Source organism: Caballeronia sordidicola, from assembly GCF_001544455.2.
Classification (GTDB): domain Bacteria; phylum Pseudomonadota; class Gammaproteobacteria; order Burkholderiales; family Burkholderiaceae; genus Caballeronia; species Caballeronia sordidicola.
Genome location: NZ_FCOC02000002.1, coordinates 590,896 through 610,343 on the forward strand (window position 1 = coordinate 590,896; position 19,448 = coordinate 610,343).

Sequence of the window (19,448 nt, forward strand, 5' to 3'; positions counted from 1 at the left end):
GCTGGAATTACGCGTTGTGAGCGGGAAAGCGGGCGAAATCACGCGCTTGAAGATCAAATTCAGGAGCGGCCGCGATTTCGAGAGCGCGATGTTAACACGGAAGAAACTGTCGGCCGAAGGCATTGGTTCTGACCCTTTCGCCATGAAGAACAGGCGTTGCGCGGTGCTCCGGGCTGAAACTTGCCCGTGCCACAATACCGGCGTCGCCAACACAAACAGGATGCCTGCATGACAGCACTTCTAAAAGTCGGCCTGATGGGCTATGGCTTTGCCGGCGAGACCTTCCACGCGCCGGTGATCGAACATTGCGGTCGCGCGACACTCGCCGCCATTGCCACGGGCAAGCCCGAGCGGGCGCTGGCCGATTATCCGAACGCCACGATCGTCGCCGATTTCGACGCGTTGCTCGCGCTCGGCGACCTTGAATGCATCGTGATCGCGACGCCGAACGACACACACTTCGACATGGCGAAAAAGGCCCTTGAAGCGGGCAAGAACGTGGTCGTCGACAAACCCGTCACACTTTCCGGCGCGGACGCCAAAACGCTCGCCGATCTTGCCAGAGCCCGCGGTTTGCTGTTCGCGCCGTTCCACAATCGCCGATGGGATGGCGATTTCATGACCGCGCGCGCCCTGATTGAAAGCGGTCGGCTTGGACGCGTCACGCATTACGAATCGCATTTCGACCGGTTCCGGCCTAAAGTGCCGCAGCGCTGGCGCGAGGAAGCATCGCGCGGAGGCGGGTTGTTGTTCGATCTGGGACCGCATCTGATCGATCAGGCCTTGGCCCTTTTCGGCGCGCCGCAGACCGTGTTCGCGACCGTCAAGGCACAGCGCGACCACGCGAGCGCGCCGGATTACGTCCATTTGCTGCTCGGCTATCCGGACAAGGAAATCGTGCTGCATGCGAGCGCGCTTGCCGCGCTGGAGCCGTCGCGCTTCGCCATTCACGGCACGCGCGGCAGTTATGTAAAGACCGGGCTCGATGTTCAGGAAGACCAGCTCAAAGCCGGTTTGCGCCCCGGCAACGCGGAATTCGGCAAGAATCCGCCCGGCCTCTTGCGCGAAGTCGACGGCGACCACGATCTGCGCCAGGAATTCGCCACGCGCGACGGTGCTTATGCGGAGTTTTATCGGTCGCTGGCGGCGTCGGTGCTCGATGGCAAGGAGTTTCCAATCGCGGCGCAGGATGCCGTCGACGTCATGACGATTATCGATATCGCCATCCGCAGCAACGCCAAAGGACGCCGCATCGACTTCAAGCGACTGCAATAGGCGGCGCTGACAACCGCCTCACGCCTGTCTTTCAAACACACAGCGTTACATTCGCAGGCCGCTCTCGCGTCAGCCAGGGTGGTCTGCGAACCGTTCTTCTCCGGTCGTCCGCTCTTATCTTAAAAATCACAAGGGGAGAACTTTCATGCTGACATTCAAGCAAAGTTGCGCACGCGCGCTGATTGGCGCTGCGCTCGTGGGGTCGCTTGCGGCGTGTGTTGTCGAGCCGACGCGGCAAGTCGATGTCGTCCGGGAAACGCCCGCGCGTCCCGATCCGCATGCCGAAGCGGTGCACAGAATGGATCAGGTCAACGGGCGGATCAATTCGATGTGGCGCCATGTCGATCAGCGCGTGAACCAGGGCTTTTATCCGCCGCCACAGGGCGATGCATTCCATCATCGGCTGGATGTGATTCGCCAGGAATCACGCGATATGGCTTCGCAACACGGCGGCGGTTTGTCCGGCGAAGAACAGCGCACGCTGAATGGCGAACTCGACGGCGTGCAGCACGCAATCCAGTAAGTTCGATCGGCCCGGCGGGCGTTGCCAGCGAGCGCCCGCCATTAGGCTTTCTCATGCCGCTATCAGCAAACCTCGTTTGACATTCGTATATCGGTCGCGTAAATTCGCCGCACGCGTCGGGAGAGCGCGCTGATCCTGTTTGTCGATTGACACAGCAAACGAAGCAGCGCCGCCGAAGGGGCACACCCAAAAACTCTCAGGCAAAAGGACCGGCTGCGTCGAAGTTCCGTTTATGTGCGAAGCCTTTAATCAGGCGCAAAACGGAAATTCGCACTCTGGAGAGCGGCATCGGCTGAAAGAAATACCGGCCAGTTGCCCACCGAAGGGGCGCGCGTTGTAAGCCGAAGCATCGGCTTGATGGCGTGCAATCTCTCAGGTACCGAGGACAGAGGGGTCATGTACAGGATCGCTACGCGGTTTGGGCTTTGCGCTTGCAAACGCCAAACTCCGAGCGGGATTGCTGCATGGCCTTTTTTTGTTTTCGCGAACGCCCGAGGCCCCGCTCCATGTCTGATCTTCAACACACGCCCTTGCACGCCACGCACATCGCGCTCAACGCGCGCATGGTCGATTTCGGCGGCTGGGACATGCCCGTCAACTACGGTTCGCAGATCGACGAACACCATGCGGTGCGTACCGATGCCGGCATGTTCGACGTGTCGCACATGCGCGTGGTCGATTTCACCGGCGACAAGGCGCGCGAATTCTTCAAGTATGCAATCGCAAACAACGTCGACAAGCTGACCGTTCCCGGCAAGGCGCTCTACTCCTGCCTGCTGAACCCGGAAGGCGGCGTGATCGACGACTTGATTGTCTATTACTTCGCCGATGACAACTTCCGCGTCGTTGTGAACGCCGGCACCGCCGAGAAAGACATTGCATGGTTCGGCCATTTGAACGCTGAAGGCGGCTTCGGCCTCACGATCACGCCGCGCCGCGATTTCGCGATCGTCGCCGTGCAAGGTCCGAACGCGCGCGAAAAGGTCTGGCAAGTGCTGCCGGAAACGCGCGACGCAACCGCCGAACTCAAACCCTTCAACGCCGTGCAGTTCCCGGAATCGTCATTAGGCGGCGTGATGATCGCGCGCACCGGCTACACGGGCGAGGACGGCTTCGAAGTCGTTGTCCCGGCCACGCAAGTGGAGAAATTCTGGAACGCGCTGGTGGCGCTTGGCGTGAAACCGGCGGGCCTCGGCGCACGCGACACGCTGCGTCTGGAAGCCGGCATGAATCTCTACGGCCAGGACATGGACGACACGGTCTCGCCGCTCGACGCGGGACTTTCGTGGACCGTCGATCTGAACGATAAAAACCGTGCTTTCGTAGGACGTGCGGCGCTGGAAGCGAACGGATCGAAGGCGCGCTTTGTCGGCTTGATCCTGCAGAAGGAAAACGGTCGCGCCGGCGGCGTGCTTCGTGCGCATCAGAAAGTCGTCACGGCCGACGGCGAAGGCGAAATCACAAGCGGGACTTTCTCGCCCTCGATGCAGGAATCCATCGCGTTCGCCCGGGTGCCGGCGAGCGTGAAACCGGGCGATCAAGTGCACGTCGTCATCCGCGACAAACAACTGCCGGCAAGCGTGGTAAAACTGCCGTTCGTGCGCAACGGCAAGGTTCTGACGGCGCTTTAAGCACTTCCGAACGCTCGCGAAAAAGCCACGCACGTCCACCCTCAAAGACAAACTGGAGCATCCGAATGAGCATCCCGGCCGACCTCAAATACACCGAATCGCACGAATGGGTGCGCACCGAATCCGACGGCACCTTGACCGTAGGCATCACGGATCACGCGCAGGAAGCATTGGGCGACGTGGTGTTCGTCGAATTGCCGCCGATCGGCAAGACCGTTGCCGCAGGCGACGCCATTGCGGTCATCGAATCGGTGAAAGCCGCCTCCGATATCTATGCGCCCGTCTCGGGTGAAATCGTCGGCGCGAATGACGCGTTGACGGGCACGCCGGACCAGATCAACGGTTCGCCGTATGAAAGCTGGCTCTTCAAGATCAAGCCCGCCGCCGACGCCAACACGGATCGGTTGATCGACGCCGGTGCTTACGGCACGTCGATCGGCGAGTAAAACTTCTCTTTCGACCGTGCGGCGTGTTTGCCCATGAAAAACACGCCGCACCAGCAGGAATTCTCATGAAGCTCGAACACCCGGATCGCCTGATGAACCGTTCATCCTTGTCCCTCGCCGCGCTCGAATGCCACGACGCCTTCGCCCAGCGGCACATTGGCCCGGATGCGGCCGACCAGCATGCCATGCTCGAGGCGCTTGGTTTTGCGTCGCGCGCGGCGTTCATCGACGCGGTGATTCCCGAAGCTATCCGGCGTCACGAAACGCTGCCGCTCGGCGCGTTCACGCAGCCAAAGAGCGAGGCGGAAGCGCTGGCTTCGCTGAGGAAGCTGGCGGATCAGAACCTGGTGTTCAGAAACTATATCGGCCAGGGTTATTACGGCACGCACACGCCTGCGGTGATCCTGCGTAACGTGCTTGAAAACCCGGCGTGGTACACGGCTTACACGCCGTATCAGCCGGAGATTTCGCAAGGCCGGCTGGAAGCGTTGCTGAACTTCCAGCAAATGGTGATCGACCTGACGGGCCTCGCCATGTCGAACGCTTCCTTGCTCGATGAAGCCACCGCCGCCGCCGAAGCCATGACGCTGCTTCAGCGCGTGGGCAAGCCGAAATCGAACGTGTTCTATATTGCCGACGACGTGTTGCCGCAGACCATTGAAGTCGTGCAGACGCGTGCGAAACCCGCGGGTATCGAAGTGAAAGTGGGCCCCGCCGCCAACGCCGCCACGGCGAACGCGTTCGGCGTCTTGCTGCAATATCCCGGCGCGAATGGCGACGTGCACGATTACCGCGCGTTGACGGAAGCCGTCCACGCGGCTGGCGGCTTCGTGATCGCGGCGGCGGATTTGCTCGCGCTCACGCTGCTCACGCCGCCGGGCGAATGGGGTGCGGACGTGGCTATCGGCAATACACAGCGCTTTGGCGTGCCGGTCGGTTTCGGCGGTCCGCACGCGGCCTACATGGCCGTTCGCGATGACTTCAAGCGCCAGATGCCGGGCCGTCTGGTCGGCGTGACCGTCGACGCCCAGGGCAAGCACGCGCTGCGTCTCGCGCTGCAAACGCGTGAACAGCATATTCGCCGTGAAAAGGCGACATCGAATGTATGTACGGCGCAGGCGCTGCTCGCGATCATGGCCAGCATGTACGCCGTGTATCACGGGCCGCAGGGCCTGAAGACCATCGCGTTGCGCGTGAATCGCGTGGCGTCCATCTTCGCGGCCGGCGTGCAGAAGCTCGGTTATACGCTCGCGAACGAAACCTTTTTCGATACCGTCACCATCGTCAGCGGCGCGAACACCACGGCGTTGCATCAGGCGGCGTCGGCGGTGCATGTGAATCTGCGCCATATCGATGCAACGCATGTAGGCGTTTCCGTCGACGAAACCACATCGCGCGACGACCTGCTCAAGCTCTTCGCGTTGTTCGCGGAAGTGGCGGGCAAGACGGAAACGTTCGATATCGACGCGCTGGATTCCGACGCCCAATCCTCGTTGCCGAAAACGCTGGAACGCACGAGCGAATATCTCACGCATCCGGTGTTCAACCGCCATCATTCCGAGCACGAAATGCTGCGCTATCTGCGCAGTCTCGCGGACAAGGATCTGGCGCTCGATCGCACCATGATCCCGCTCGGTTCCTGCACGATGAAACTGAATGCAACGTCGGAAATGCTGCCCGTGACGTGGCCGGAATTCGCGCAGATTCATCCGTTCGCGCCGGCTGAGCAGACCGTCGGTTACAGGACCATGATCGATCAGCTCGAACAGATGCTGGTCGCGTGTACCGGCTACGCGGCGGTATCGCTGCAACCGAATGCCGGCTCGCAAGGCGAATACGCCGGCTTGCTGATCATCCACGCATATCACGCGTCGCGCGGCGAAGGGCACAGGAACATCTGCTTGATTCCGTCGTCGGCGCACGGGACGAATCCAGCGTCTGCGCAAATGGCGGGCATGCAGGTCGTGGTCGTTGCGTGCGATGAACAAGGCAACATCGATATAGCCGACCTGAAAGCCAAAGCCGAAAAGCACGCTGCAAATCTCGCGGCGATCATGATCACGTATCCGTCCACGCATGGCGTGTTCGAAGCGAACGTGCGCGAAATCTGCGAGATCGTGCATGCGCACGGCGGCCAGGTTTATGTGGACGGCGCGAACATGAACGCGATGGTCGGCCTGACCGCGCCGGGCCAGTTCGGTGGCGACGTGTCGCACCTGAACCTGCACAAGACGTTCTGCATTCCGCACGGCGGCGGCGGACCGGGCGTAGGCCCGGTTGCGGTCGGCGCGCATCTGGCGAAGTTCCTGCCGAACCAGCATTCCACCGGTTATCAACGCGACGCAGCCGGGATTGGCGCGGTATCGTCGGCGCCTTATGGATCGGCCGCAATCTTGCCGATCTCATGGATGTATATCGCCATGATGGGCGCGCAAGGTCTGACGGCCGCGACCGAAAGCGCAATCCTCGCCGCGAACTATGTGGCCAAGCGCCTCGCGCTGCATTACCCCGTGCTGTACAGCGGCGCGGGCGGTCTGGTTGCGCACGAATGCATTCTCGATCTGCGTCCGCTGAAAGAGACGAGCGGCATTTCCGTCGAAGACGTCGCGAAGCGCCTGATCGATTACGGTTTCCACGCGCCGACCATGAGCTTCCCGGTTCCGGGCACGCTGATGGTCGAGCCAACCGAGTCGGAATCGAAGGAGGAACTGGATCGGTTTATCGATGCAATGATCGCCATTCGCGACGAAATCCGTGCGGTCGAGGAAGGCAGGTCGGATCGCGAAGACAATCCGCTGAAGCACGCGCCTCACACGGCGGCGGTCGTTGTCGCGGACGCATGGACGCACGCCTATTCGCGTGAGACGGCGGCGTATCCGGTGGAGTCGCTGGTTACGCGCAAGTACTGGCCGCCGGTTGGCCGTGCGGACAACGCATATGGCGACCGCAACCTGTTCTGCTCGTGCATTCCGTTATCAGAGTACGGCGAATAAAGCACTTGCTTCAACCGTGTGGCTTGGCCGAAGCTGCACGGTTTTGCCGGATTCACGCAACACCAGATACCATCTCACCCGAACGAAGCCAATCAGGGAGTTTTGCATGGCGCGACAGGTGCGGATGGTGAACAAGACGTGGCGTGTTCCGGCGATTGTCGCGGCCCTCGCAGCGACGGCGTTGAGCGCGCAGAGCGCGAGCGCTGCAATGAATTTTTGCGCCGCGCCCGCGATGCAGAACAGCGAGCGCACGAACGCCGATCCGGGCGTGAAAGCGTTGGTAAAGATGGTGCAGGCGCATTTGAACGAGCAGCCGAAGGCGCGGGCAACGTTGCACACGGAAGGCACGTTGCCGCATCAGGGCATTCGCGACGAAAGCGAGCAGGCGGAAAAGGATTTGTCGTTGATGCGCGATGCCGCGCTTGCCTGGCGCGCGACAGGAAACGAAGCGTACTTGCGTCTTGTCGACCGGTTTCTGTTTGCGTGGGCGACGATTTATCAGCCGAGTTTCAATCCTATCGATGAAACGAATTTCGAGTCGCTGATTCTGGCCTACGACCTGACCGCGAGCGCGCTGCCCGTGAAGACGCGCAACGCCGCGAATGCGTTCATCACGAAAATGGTGACGGGCTACATTGCGGATATCGATAAACAAAAGCGGCCGCTCGCGGGCACATACCGGAACAACTGGCAGAGTCACAGGATCAAGCTGATCGCGATGGGCGCGTTCACGACCGACGACCGCAAGCTCATCAACGCGGCGCAGCGTCTCTATGTGGAACATATTGGCGACAACATTGCGCCCGATGGCTCGACCGTCGATTTCGCCGAGCGCGATGCGCTGCATTACGTGACCTACGATCTTCAGCCGCTGGTGACGGCCGCGCTCGCTGCACGCCGGCACAACCGGAACTGGCTTGGTGAACGCGCGCAATCCGGCGCAACGCTGGCTGGCGCGTTGAACTGGCTGACGCCGTATGCGCTGGGCACGCGCACGCATGACGAATTCGTGAATTCCAAAGTGCCCTTCGACGCCAGCCGCCGTGAAGCCGGCCTGCCCGGTTTTTCCGGTCAATGGGATCCCAAGAACGCGGCCGAATTGTTTCATCTGTCAGCGCGGCTCGACGGGCGCTATACGCCTATTGCGCTGCGCCTCGCGCCCACGCCGCCCGCGTGGCTGGCGGTTTGCCTGCCGCTGCCGGCGCGATGATTTCTTAGCGGCACTTTGCAGGAGCAGTCATGGCAGTCAGCGTTTTCGACCTTTTCAAAATCGGCATCGGTCCGTCCAGTTCGCATACGGTCGGGCCTATGCGAGCGGCCTTGATGTTCGTACAAGGGCTCGAACGCGATGGTTTGCTCGACGCAACGGCTTCCGTGAAGTGCGAGTTGTATGGGTCGCTTGGGGCAACGGGCAAAGGGCACGGCACGGATCGCGGCGTGATGCTCGGCTTGATGGGCGACGCGCCCGACACCGTCGACGCCAGCACGATCAGCCCACGGCTCGAAAGCGTGCGCACGACCAAAAAGCTTGCGTTGCTCGGCCGGCACGAGATTCCGTTCGTGCAGAAGGATCACATTGCGTTTTTGCGGCAGGCGCTTGCAGAGCATCCGAACGGCATGAAACTCCATGCCTTCGATGCCGCTGGCGCGTCGTTGCGCGACGCCACGTATCTTTCTGTTGGCGGCGGGTTTGTGGTGACGGCGGGGGCATCGAATGCGAAGGTGCTGACTGCTATCGAACAATTGCCGTATGCGTTTCAGTCCGGCGACGAACTGCTCGCGCTCTGCCGCGATACCGGCAAGTCCGTAGCGCAATTGATGTGGGACAACGAGCGTGTCTGGCGCAGCGAAGACGAGATCCGGTCGGGTTTGCTGCGCATTTGGGACGTGATGCAGTCGTGCGTGAAGCGCGGTTGCGGTATCGATAATCCCGATGCGGACGGTTGCCTTCCTGGGCCGTTTCAGGTCAAGCGGCGGGCGCCGGTTTTGTATCGCGCGCTGGTTGGGAAGCCTGAGCAGGCGTTGCGCGATCCGCTTTCCATGATCGACTGGATCAATCTTTACGCGATTGCCGTGAATGAGGAAAACGCTGTGGGCGGGCGGGTGGTGACGGCACCGACCAATGGCGCGGCGGGCATCATTCCGTCCGTGCTGCATTACTACGACAGGTTCATGCCGGGGTCGAGCCAGCAGGGCGTGATCGACTTTTTGCTGACGGCGGCGGCCATTGGCATTCTGTACAAGATGAACGCGTCGATATCCGGCGCAGAAGTTGGGTGTCAGGGTGAAGTGGGTGTTGCCTGTTCTATGGCTGCGGCAGGTTTGGCGGCGGTAATGGGCGGAACGCCGACGCAGGTTGAGAACGCGGCTGAAATCGGCATGGAACACAACCTTGGGCTGACCTGCGATCCGGTTGGCGGGATGGTGCAGATTCCGTGCATTGAACGCAACGCAATGGGATCGATGAAAGCCGTCAATGCGGCGCGCATGGCAATGCGCGGGGATGGCAGTCATTATGTTTCGCTTGATTCCGTTATCAAGACCATGATGCAGACCGGCGCGGATATGAAGACGAAGTATAAGGAGACCTCGCGGGGTGGGTTAGCGGTGAATATAGTCGAGTGTTGATTGCTGCGCTTTGGGGTTCCTGACCTCCCCAAATGCCAATGCCCCGCCTTAGGCCCCTTCGACCACAAACCCGCGCTTCCTCAACAACGCCAGCACGCCTCGCTTCCCCCCTAAGTGCAATGCCCCGATAGCCACAAAAATCGGCTTATTCGGCGCCGCCAGCAAAACCGCCCTCGCCACAAACCGATAATTCCGGTCATAAACCAGGCGGTTATCGATTTGCGCCGCCAGCACCTTTGACCGTGCGATCTTCTCCGTCTTCGCATCGTCCCAAGCCTTCAACGCGTCCGCATCGCCAATGCGCCACAACCGATGCAACTCCTTCACATCAGCAATATTCTCCGCAGGAGTCTGCGCCAGATCCTGCGCAAGCATTTCGCGCTGCTGCGCCTGCGTCAGTCGCGTGAACGCCGATATCTGCTCGCTAATGGTCTCAAGCCCAACCACCCGCCCGCGCGGCCGCAAATACACATTCTGCAACTGCGTCTCGGAACCGTACTCGGTCTGAAAACCCGCCTTCAGTGTATCGACGGTTTCAACCAGCATCGACGCAAGCCAGGGCCGCGACCGGCTGATATCGGCGAGCATGGCCGGGTTGCCGCGCAAGCGCGCTTCCAGACGCTTCCACAACGCATCGGGCAACGCGCGCTGCAAGCAAGGCACGCGGCACGTCCCATACTTGCTGACCTCATCCTGCGATACCAGCAAATCATCGGGCGAGATTTCGAGCGCCAAAGTCGGCGATGCATCGAGCGCGCCAAGAATAGGCTTGCGAAACGGCATGCTGGCCGGATAATCGTCCGGATACCCCACATGCAGCGTGCCAAGCAAATAGATGGTGGTCTGGCCGCGCGTGGCCACGTAGAACGGCATGTGCGCCGGTTGCGCCCGAACCGGGCCGCTCGCGGTGGTGCCTTCGGACCGGTCGGTGATATCGGGCGCGGTTGCACGCGGCGTCGGCACGCGCAAACCGGGCAATGAGGCAGAAGGCGCCGCAGATGGCGTGGGCGGCGCCGCCACGCCCGTCAGCGCAAAGGCGGCACGTGCCAGAAAACACGAAGCCGCAACCACCGCAACAACAGCAAGCACAACACCGCGGCGCGCAACCTGCCGCGCCGCCGTTGCGTCAGGCATCGACTTCCCCAACCTCCTCGGCGCGGTGACACGACACGTGCCGCCCATCGACGAAACGCAGCGCCGGTTCTTCCACGCGGCATTTATCGATTGCATACGGGCAGCGCTGGTGAAATGTGCAACCTGATGGAGGGTTCAGCGGCGACGGCATTTCGCCTTGCAGCCGGATCTTGATGCGCCGGTCTTCTTCGAACAAAGCAGGTGTCGCCGACATCAGCGCCCGCGTGTACGGATGCCGCGGCCGCGCATAAATCGTCGCTTTGTCCCCAAGTTCGGCAACACCGCCAAAATACATCACCATGACGTCGTCGGCGATATGTTCCACGACCGACAAGTTGTGCGAGATGAACACATAACTCGTCCCGAACTGCTGTTGCAGATCCATGAACAGGTTCAGGATCTGCGCCTGAATCGATACATCCAGCGCCGACACAGGTTCGTCGGCAACAAGAATCTGCGGGTCGAGAATCATCGCGCGCGCAATCGCCACCCGTTGCCGCTGGCCGCCCGAGAACATGTGCGGATACCGAGCCGCATGTTCGGGCCGAAGCCCGACTGTGCGCATCATGTGCGCGATCCGCTCGGCGCGTTCGGACGCCGACAACTTCGTGTTGATCGCAAGCGGCTCGCCGAGCGTCTGTTCCACGGTCTTGCGCGGATTCAGCGACGCAAACGGATTCTGAAACACCATTTGCACGCGTTGCCGCAAATCGGCGACTTTCGCGCGATTCGCGTCCGCCACATCCTCGCCATCGATCAACAATCGTCCCGACGTGGGCGCCTCGATCATGGTCAACTGGCGCGCCAGCGTCGATTTGCCGCAGCCGGATTCGCCCACCACGGCAAGTGTCTTGCCCCGCTGGAGCGAGAACGACACGCCGTTGAGCGCTTTCACCGTGCCGTGCGCGAACATGCTGCGTTTGACGTTGTAGTGCCTGGTGAGTTTATCGGCGACGAGAACCGTATCTTGAGCCGTTGCTTGAGGAACTGCGTTCATTGCGCGCCTCCGTGTTCTGCCACGAGTTCCATGTTCAGCGGCTTGATGCATCGTGCGCGCACTGCAGGATCGTTCGGAGCGAGTTGAAAGAGCGCGGGACGCGCGCGGCGGCAATCATCGACGGCGTATTTGCAGCGCGGCGCGAACAGGCATCCGGTCGGACGATCATCGCGGCCCGGCACCATGCCCGGCAGCGCGGCAAGACGCTCCGCCCCGCGGCTGTGCTCCGGAATCGCCGCAAGCAACGCTTCCGTGTACGGATGATGCGGCTCGCTGAAGATCGTCGGCACGTGATTCGTTTCGATGATTTCGCCCGCGTACATGACGGCCACGCGCTGCGCGACTTCCGACACAACCGCCAGATCGTGCGAAATCAGCACGAGCGCCATGCCGCGTTCCTTCTGCAACTTCACCAGCAGCTCCATGATCTGCGCCTGGATGGTGACGTCGAGCGCGGTCGTGGGTTCGTCGGCGATCAGGAGCTTCGGGTTGCACGCAACGGCCATCGCGATCATCACGCGCTGGTTCATGCCGCCGGACATCTGATGCGGGAACGCATCGATACGGCTTTTTGCATCGGGAATCCCGACTTGATCGAGCAATTCCAGCGCACGTTGATGCAGCTTCGATCCGCGCAAACCTTCGTGAAGCCTTAAAACTTCCTTGATCTGATAACCGACCGTATAGCTCGGATTCAGGCTGGAAAGCGCGTCCTGGAAAACCATTGCGATGTCCTTGCCGATGATCCTCCTGCGCTGCCGCGCCGACGCCTTCAACAAGTCGGTGCCATTGAACGTGATCTGATCGGCGGTGACGATTCCGGGTGCGTCGATCAGGCCCATCAGCGCCATCATCGTGACGCTCTTGCCCGAACCCGATTCACCGACAACGCCAACCACTTCGCCGGGTTTCACGGAAATATCGATACGATCGACGGCAGGCAAGCCGTTAAAGCTGACGGCGAGATTGCGGATAGTGAGAAGGTCTTCCATGGTCACGCCATCCGCTTGAGTTTGGGGTCGAGCGCGTCGCGCAAACCGTCGCCGAGCAGATTGATCACCAGCACCGAAATCAGGATGGACAAGCCTGGCATTGTCACGATCCACCACGCGCTTTCAATGTAGTCTCGCGCCGACGCCAGCATGGCGCCCCACTCGGCCGCGGGCGGCTGAACGCCCAGGCCGAGAAAGCCGAGCGCGGCGGCATCGAGAATCGCGGATGAAAAGCCAAGCGTCGCCTGCACGATCAACGGCGCGGCGCAGTTCGGCAGCACTTGCGAGAACATCAGCCGCACGGTGCCGGCTCCCGCCACGCGCGACGCCGTCACGTACTCGCGCTGCAATTCGCCAAGCGCGGCGGCGCGCGTCAGACGCACATAACCCGGCAACGCAACGATCGCGATGGCGAGCATGGTATTGACCAGCCCCGGTCCGATGATCGCGACCACCGCAACCGCCAGCAACAGCGAAGGCAACGCGAGCAGCACGTCCATGACGCGCATGATGGGTGTATCGGCCCATTTCTGGAAGAACGCGGCGATCAACCCGAGCACGATGCCCGGAATCAGCGCCAGCACGACCGACACGAAACCGATCCAGAACGACAGCCGCGCGCCGTACATCAGGCGCGAGAGGATGTCGCGGCCGGCTTCGTCGGTGCCGAGAACAAAGTGCCAGTTTCCGCCTTCGAGCCACGCGGGCGGGATCTTGACGTTATCGCGATATTGCTCGATAGGACTATGTGGTGCGATCAACGGCGCGAAGATCGCGATGAAGATCAGGATCAACACAATAGCGCCGGCCACGACCGCGCCGCGATTGCGCGAAAAGTTGGCCCAGAATTCGCGGCCCGCCAGAAAGCGGCCGGTGGGAATGGGCGTCAATGCGCCGGGATTGTTTTGGATATCGGCCATTGCTTACCTCGTGTGTCGAATGCGCGGATTGAGCACGCCGTACAACAAGTCGACGACCAGATTCACGAGAATGACAAGCGTCGCAATCATCAGGATACCGCCCTGCACGACGGGATAATCGCGCCGGCTGATGGCGTCGATCAGCCATTTGCCCACGCCCGGCCATGAGAACAACGTCTCGGTCAGCACGGCGCCCGCGAGCAGCGTGCCGACTTGCAGGCCGATCACGGTGACCACGGGAATCAGCGCGTTACGCAACGCATGCACGACCACCACGCGTCCCGGCGCAAGACCCTTGGCGCGCGCCGTGCGAATGTAGTCCTCGCGCAAAACCTCGAGCATCGAAGAACGTGTCATGCGCGCGATCACCGCGAGCGGAATGGTGCCCAGCACGATAGTCGGCAGGATCAGGTGACTGACGGCGGACTTGAACGCGCCTTCGTCGTCGGAGAAGAGTGCATCCCACAACATGAAGCCGGTGCGATGCGGAATGTCGTATTCCACTGCAATGCGCCCGGAAACCGGGGTCCAGCCGAGCTTTGCCGAGAAGAACATGATGAGGATCAAACCCCACCAGAAAATAGGCATGGAATAACCGGTGAGCGCCGTGCCCATCACGCCGTGGTCGACAACCGTGCCGCGCTTGAGCGCCGCCGCCACGCCAGCGGGCAGCCCCACGACCAGCGCGAAGATCATCGCGCAGATCGCAAGTTCCAGCGTTGCCGGAAAGCGGCCGAGGAACTCGCCCATTACGCTGGTATTGGTGATGATCGACATGCCGAGGTCGCCTTGCAGCGCGTGTCCGACATAGTGGAAATATTGAACAGGCAGCGGCAGGTCGAGCCCGAGCCGCTTCATGGCTTCGGCGTGCATGGCCGGGTCCACGCCGCGCTCGCCCATCATCACTTCAATGGGATCGCCCGGGATCAGGTGGATCAATGCGAAAGCCAGGATCGTGATGCCGATGAACGTCGGAATCACCATGCCTATGCGCCGCAAAACGAATCGGAACATGGTTCGTCTCTTTGGGGAGGAAAAATGCGACCGGCGACGCGGGCTTGTGACCCTTGTCGCCGGACCTTTTCGACTAGTTATAGTTTTCGTGCAAGAAGCGTACCGCTAAAAGATTACTGCACGCCGACGCCATCGAAACGCAAGTAGCCCAGCGCCTCGATCTTCATGCCCGTCACCTTCTTGCTGGTCGGCTGATAGACCGTCGAGTGAGCGATCGGAGAGAACGGCAACTGGTCCGCGAAGATCTGCTGCGCCTGCGTGTATGCCTGCGTGCGCTGCGCCTGATCCGACGTGTTGCGGCCCTTGATCACCAGGTCGTTGAACGGCTTGTAGCACCAGTGCGAGAAGTTGCTGCCGTTGACTGCGTCACAGCCGAGCAACGTGCCGAGCCAGTTATCCGGATCGCCATTGTCGCCCGTCCAGCCAATCAGCATGGCGTCGTGCTCGCCAGCGTGAGCGCGCTTGATGTACTCGCCCCACTCGTAGGACACGATATTCGCCTTCACGCCGATCTTCGCCCAGTCGGCCTGGATCATCTCGGCCATCAAGCGTGCGTTCGGGTTATACGGGCGCTGGACCGGCATGGCCCACAGCGTCATCTCGAAACCATTCGGGAAACCGGCCTTCGCGAGCAGCGCCTTCGCCTTGGCGGTGTCGTACGGTTGCGCTTTCAGGTTCTTGTCGTAGGACCACTGCGTCGGCGGGATGGGCGCGACTGCCGCCTGTCCCGCGCCCTGATACACCGATTCGATGATCGCCTTCTTGTTGATCGCCATGTCGAGCGCGCGGCGAACATCGACGTTATCGACGTTTTTCTTCGTCACGTTGTACGCCACGTAACCTTCGTTGAAACCCGGCTGCGAAGGGGTATCGAGATTGGCATCCGCTTTCAGCGGCGCAATGTCAGCCGGGCGCGGATAGCTCATCACCTGGCATTCATTGCTTTTCAACTTCTGCACGCGAACGGCGGCGTCCGGCGTGATCGAGAAAATCAGCTTCGAGATTTTGACGGCGCCCGCTTTCCAGTAATCAGGATTGCCGTCGAAACGGATGGTCGCGTCTTTCGTATAGCTGCGGAAAATAAACGGGCCCGTGCCGACCGGCTGTTGATTGATATCCGATGCCTTGCCGGCTTTCAGCAGTTGCTGCGCATATTCATCCGATTGAATCGATGCATATTCCATCGCCATGTTCTGGATAAACGGCGCATTTACTTCTTTCAGCGTGAACTTGACCGTGTACGGATCGACCTTTTCGATCTTCGTGATCAGCTTGTCGAGACCCATGTCCGTGAAATACGGGAACGACGCCGGATAGGCCTTCCGGAACGGCTGATTCGGATCGAGCATGCGGTTGAACGTGAAGAGCACGTCATCCGCGTTGAATTCGCGCGTCGGCTTGAAGAAAGACGTGGTCTGGAACTTCACGCCGTGGCGCAGATGGAACGTGTAAGTGAGTCCATCGGACGACACTTCCCACTTTTCAGCCAGGCCCGGTTCCACTTTCGTGCCGCCGCGCTCGAATTCCACGAGGCGGTTGAAAACCGTGAACGTGTTGGCGGTGAAATCGGTGCCCGTGGTGTACTGGGCGGGATCGAAACCGGCCGGACTGCCTTCCGAGCAGTAGACGAGCGTTTTGTTGGGAATGGGTGCTGCGTGGGCGACGCTCGCAGTTACGAGCGATGCCGCGATGGCGGCGCTGACGGCCATCGACAGATGGGCAGCTCGCAACAGGCCAATTTTTTTCATGTTTCCTCCAGGATCTGTGCCGGCTAAAACCAGCGTAGCGCGATCTTACTGAGCTTTGCCAGGGTGAACAAGGCGACGAAATTCCTTAAGGGAATTCACTTTTTCGCTTGTTTCCGGTGTGTCGATTAAATGACTGAAAAGGCCGTGTTTTGCGTGATTCCGACGCGTTATCGGAGAGATTTCTTACGATCTGGCGCGTTTTTATTGGAATGCGCAATATCGGCGGAATCAGGCGCCACGGCGAATTCGGGCGCTACCGTAGCACGAAGAACGCGTCAGGTTAAGTTAACAATTTCATGGATGGCGGCGGAGAAAGCAGGCGTGCATCAAGTTTCGTTATGCACAATGTTTCGATGTGATTGAAAACCAAGAACCACGCGGCGAACGCCGCGCGGGTATATCTGAATTTTTACTTTCCCTGCAACTTCAACCGCTCGCAAATCGTCTTGCTCGCCGCCGCGCCGTTCAGCGTATAAAAATGCAGTCCGGGCGCGCCTTCCTTCACCAGCCGTTCACACAAGCCCGTCACTACATCCAGCCCGAACGCGCGGATCGTTTCTTTGTCGTCGCCATAACTTTCCAGCCGACGCGCAATCCACTTAGGCACTTCCGCGCCGCACATCTCGGAGAAACGCATCAACTGCGAGAAATTCGTGATCGGCATGATGCCCGGCACGATAGGAACATCCACGCCAAGCTTCCGTGCGTCATCGACGAAACGGAAATACGCGTCTGCGTTGAAGAAGTACTGTGTGATCGCCGAATTCGCGCCCGCTTGCACCTTGCGCACGAAGTTGTCCAGATCGGACTTCGGCGAGCGCGCCTGCGGATGGTATTCCGGGTACGCGGCGACTTCGATGTTGAACCAGTCGCCATGTTCGGCGCGAATGAAACCCACCAGTTCCGACGCATACCGCAATTCGCCGACTTCGCCCATGCCCGAAGGCAAGTCGCCGCGCAACGCAACAATATGCCGAATTCCATGCTCGCGATACGCGCCGAGAATTCCGCGCAAACTATCCTTCGACGACCCGATGCACGACAAATGCGGCGCCGCCTCGAGACCTTGCTTCATCATCTCGAGGACCGTGTCGAGCGTGCCTTGCTGGGTGGAACCGCCCGCGCCGAACGTCACGGAGACGAACTTCGGATGGAGCGTCTTGAGCTGCGCGCCGGTAGCGCGCAATTTCTCGATTCCTTCCGGCGTTTTCGGCGGGAAGAACTCGAATGAGAGTTCGATCGGTTTCATGATGGAATTTAAACGGGCGCGCGGCAGCCGCTTACCCGAAACTGCGCTGACCAAGAATCAGCGCCGACAGCAGCCAGGACACGATGCTGTAAAGAATCGAGCCGAAGAACGCCGACCAGAAACCCGATACCTCGAAGCCCTTCAGCAAGGACGCACACAGCCAGAAGCACAGCGCATTCACGACCAGGATAAAAAGCCCGAGCGTGAGAATGGTCACCGGCAACGTGAGCAGGACCAGGATCGGACGCAGGAACGTATTGATCAGCCCGAGCACGATCGCCACGATCAGCGCCGTGCCAAAACTGCGAATGTGAATCGATGGCACGAGGTAAGTGATGATCAACAGCGCGAGCGCGTTGATCAGCCAGGTCAGCAACACGGACATCGATGGTCTCCTGGAACTTGAAATCAGAAAGCGCATGGGGCAATAAAACCCATGCGCGGGCTCACGATTAGTAGCGGTAGTGATTCGGCTTGAACGGCCCCATCTTGTCCACGCTGATGTACTTCGCCTGGAAGTCGGACAGCACGGTCAGTTCTGCGCCGATACGACCCAGATGCAGACGCGCGACCTTTTCATCAAGGTGCTTCGGCAACACGTAGACCTTGTTTTCGTACTTGTCGCCATGCACGAACAGTTCGATCTGCGCGATCGTCTGATTCGTGAACGATGCCGACATCACGAACGACGGATGGCCGGTTGCACAACCCAGGTTCACGAGACGCCCCTCGGCCAGCAGGATGACACGCTTGCCATCGGGGAAAATGATGTGATCGACTTGCGGCTTGATGTTTTCCCACGTGTACTGGCGCGTGGAGGCAACGTCGATTTCCGAGTCGAAGTGACCAATATTGCAGACGATCGCGTTGTTGCGCATCGCCTTCATGTGGTCGTGGCCGATCACGTGGAAATTGCCGGTAGCCGTCACGAAAATGTCGGCCTTGTCGGCGGCATATTCCATGGTGACCACGCGATACCCTTCCATTGCTGCCTGCAACGCGCAGATCGGATCGATTTCCGTGACCCACACCGTTGCGCCCAGACCCCGCAGCGATTGCGCGCAGCCCTTGCCCACGTCGCCGTAACCGGCCACGACCGCGATCTTGCCGGCGATCATCACGTCGGTTGCGCGCTTGATGCCGTCGACCAGCGACTCACGGCAGCCATACAGGTTGTCGAATTTCGACTTCGTGACCGAATCGTTCACGTTGATGGCCGGGAACGGCAGGCGGCCTTCCTTTTCCATCTGATACAGACGATGCACGCCCGTCGTCGTTTCTTCCGTTACGCCCTGAATGTGCACGAGGCGCTTGGAATACCACGTCGGATCGACGTCGAGGTGAGCGGCAATCGACTTGTACAGCGCGACTTCCTCTTCGTTTTCCGGCTTGGCGATAACCGAACGGTCCTTTTCAGCCTTCGAGCCGAGAATCAGCAGCAACGTGGCGTCGCCGCCGTCGTCGAGGATCATGTTGGCGAATTCGCCGTTCGGCCATTCGAAGATGCGATGTGAAAATTCCCAGTATTCGTCGAGCGATTCGCCCTTGAACGCGAACACCGGCACGCCGCCTTGAGCGATGGCGGCCGCAGCGTGATCCTGCGTCGAGAAGATATTGCACGAGGCCCAGCGCACGTCAGCGCCAAGAGCCGTCAGCGTTTCAATGAGCACGCCGGTCTGGATAGTCATGTGCAGCGACCCGGCAATGCGTGCGCCCTTCAGCGGCTGTTGCGTCTTGTATTCCTCACGCGTTTGCATGAGGCCGGGCATTTCCGTTTCTGCAATGTTCAATTCCTTGCGGCCCCAGGCAGCAAGAGACATATCGGCGACGAGGAAATCCTGGTTGTTCTTTGAATCGAGAACTACGGCGTTCATCACGCCCTCCTTTCTAAATGGAAA

16 protein-coding genes and 2 riboswitches are annotated in these 19,448 nt (G+C 60.3%); of the genes, 7 read left to right on the plus strand and 9 right to left on the minus strand.

Features of this window, described 5'->3' with window-relative positions; all coding sequences use genetic code 11:
• Nucleotides 1-228 precede the first annotated feature (228 nt).
• From AWB64_RS05850 to AWB64_RS05880, 7 genes are all read left to right on the plus strand, one after another.
• A complete protein-coding gene (locus AWB64_RS05850) occupies nt 229-1,275 on the plus strand; it encodes an oxidoreductase (RefSeq protein ID WP_060817639.1) in 1,047 nt (348 codons plus the stop codon).
• A 145-nt stretch (nt 1,276-1,420) separates the two neighbouring features.
• Nucleotides 1,421-1,798: a hypothetical protein gene (locus tag AWB64_RS05855; protein WP_060817640.1), complete on the plus strand. Its 378-nt coding sequence runs from the start codon at nt 1,421-1,423 to the stop codon at nt 1,796-1,798.
• A gap of 107 nt (nt 1,799-1,905) precedes the next feature.
• Nucleotides 1,906-2,020, plus strand: a riboswitch (glycine riboswitch).
• 43 nt (nt 2,021-2,063) lie between these two features.
• Nucleotides 2,064-2,197: riboswitch (glycine riboswitch) on the plus strand.
• Between the two features lie 107 nt (nt 2,198-2,304).
• Nucleotides 2,305-3,429, plus strand: coding sequence for a glycine cleavage system aminomethyltransferase GcvT (gene gcvT / locus AWB64_RS05860; RefSeq protein WP_060817641.1), 1,125 nt, complete (start codon nt 2,305-2,307; stop codon nt 3,427-3,429).
• A 65-nt stretch (nt 3,430-3,494) separates the two neighbouring features.
• Nucleotides 3,495-3,875 (plus strand): glycine cleavage system protein GcvH, encoded by a 381-nt coding sequence (gene gcvH, locus AWB64_RS05865; protein WP_060817642.1) that lies wholly within the window; start codon nt 3,495-3,497, stop codon nt 3,873-3,875.
• Nucleotides 3,876-3,940: 65 nt separating this feature from the next.
• Nucleotides 3,941-6,868 (plus strand): aminomethyl-transferring glycine dehydrogenase, encoded by a 2,928-nt coding sequence (gene gcvP / locus AWB64_RS05870; RefSeq protein WP_060817643.1) that lies wholly within the window; start codon nt 3,941-3,943, stop codon nt 6,866-6,868.
• Between the two features lie 106 nt (nt 6,869-6,974).
• Nucleotides 6,975-8,078, plus strand: a complete 1,104-nt coding sequence (locus tag AWB64_RS05875; protein ID WP_060817644.1) for an alginate lyase family protein — start codon at nt 6,975-6,977, stop codon at nt 8,076-8,078.
• 29 nt (nt 8,079-8,107) lie between these two features.
• Nucleotides 8,108-9,496 (plus strand): L-serine ammonia-lyase, encoded by a 1,389-nt coding sequence (locus AWB64_RS05880; protein WP_060817645.1) that lies wholly within the window; start codon nt 8,108-8,110, stop codon nt 9,494-9,496.
• Between the two features lie 48 nt (nt 9,497-9,544).
• Here the strand turns inward: AWB64_RS05880 and AWB64_RS05885 are convergent, their stop codons facing one another.
• The 9 genes from AWB64_RS05885 to ahcY form a co-directional block, all read right to left on the minus strand.
• Entirely contained in the window at nt 9,545-10,630 is a 1,086-nt protein-coding gene (locus tag AWB64_RS05885) for a TraB/GumN family protein (protein WP_060817646.1), read from the minus strand.
• Nucleotides 10,623-11,627 (minus strand): peptide ABC transporter ATP-binding protein, encoded by a 1,005-nt coding sequence (locus AWB64_RS05890; RefSeq protein WP_060817647.1) that lies wholly within the window; start codon nt 11,625-11,627, stop codon nt 10,623-10,625. The genes AWB64_RS05885 and AWB64_RS05890 overlap by 8 nt, the downstream gene beginning before the upstream one ends.
• Nucleotides 11,624-12,619, minus strand: a complete 996-nt coding sequence (locus tag AWB64_RS05895; RefSeq protein ID WP_060817648.1) for an ABC transporter ATP-binding protein — start codon at nt 12,617-12,619, stop codon at nt 11,624-11,626. Before AWB64_RS05895 ends, AWB64_RS05890 begins: the two co-directional genes overlap by 4 nt.
• 2 nt (nt 12,620-12,621) lie before the next feature.
• Nucleotides 12,622-13,539 carry an ABC transporter permease subunit gene (locus AWB64_RS05900; protein ID WP_060817649.1) on the minus strand — a complete coding sequence of 306 codons (918 nt, stop codon included), beginning with the start codon at nt 13,537-13,539 and terminating at the stop codon, nt 12,622-12,624.
• A 3-nt stretch (nt 13,540-13,542) separates the two neighbouring features.
• Complete coding sequence (locus tag AWB64_RS05905; protein ID WP_060817650.1) at nt 13,543-14,553, minus strand: ABC transporter permease subunit; 1,011 nt, start codon at nt 14,551-14,553, stop codon at nt 13,543-13,545.
• 113 nt (nt 14,554-14,666) lie between these two features.
• A complete protein-coding gene (locus tag AWB64_RS05910) occupies nt 14,667-16,301 on the minus strand; it encodes an ABC transporter substrate-binding protein (protein ID WP_060817651.1) in 1,635 nt (544 codons plus the stop codon).
• A gap of 409 nt (nt 16,302-16,710) precedes the next feature.
• Nucleotides 16,711-17,550, minus strand: a complete 840-nt coding sequence (metF, locus tag AWB64_RS05915; RefSeq protein WP_060817652.1) for a methylenetetrahydrofolate reductase [NAD(P)H] — start codon at nt 17,548-17,550, stop codon at nt 16,711-16,713.
• A 31-nt stretch (nt 17,551-17,581) separates the two neighbouring features.
• Nucleotides 17,582-17,935 (minus strand): phage holin family protein, encoded by a 354-nt coding sequence (locus tag AWB64_RS05920; RefSeq protein WP_060817653.1) that lies wholly within the window; start codon nt 17,933-17,935, stop codon nt 17,582-17,584.
• Nucleotides 17,936-18,002: 67 nt separating this feature from the next.
• Nucleotides 18,003-19,424, minus strand: coding sequence for an adenosylhomocysteinase (gene ahcY, locus AWB64_RS05925; RefSeq protein ID WP_060817654.1), 1,422 nt, complete (start codon nt 19,422-19,424; stop codon nt 18,003-18,005).
• Nucleotides 19,425-19,448: the final 24 nt, after the last annotated feature.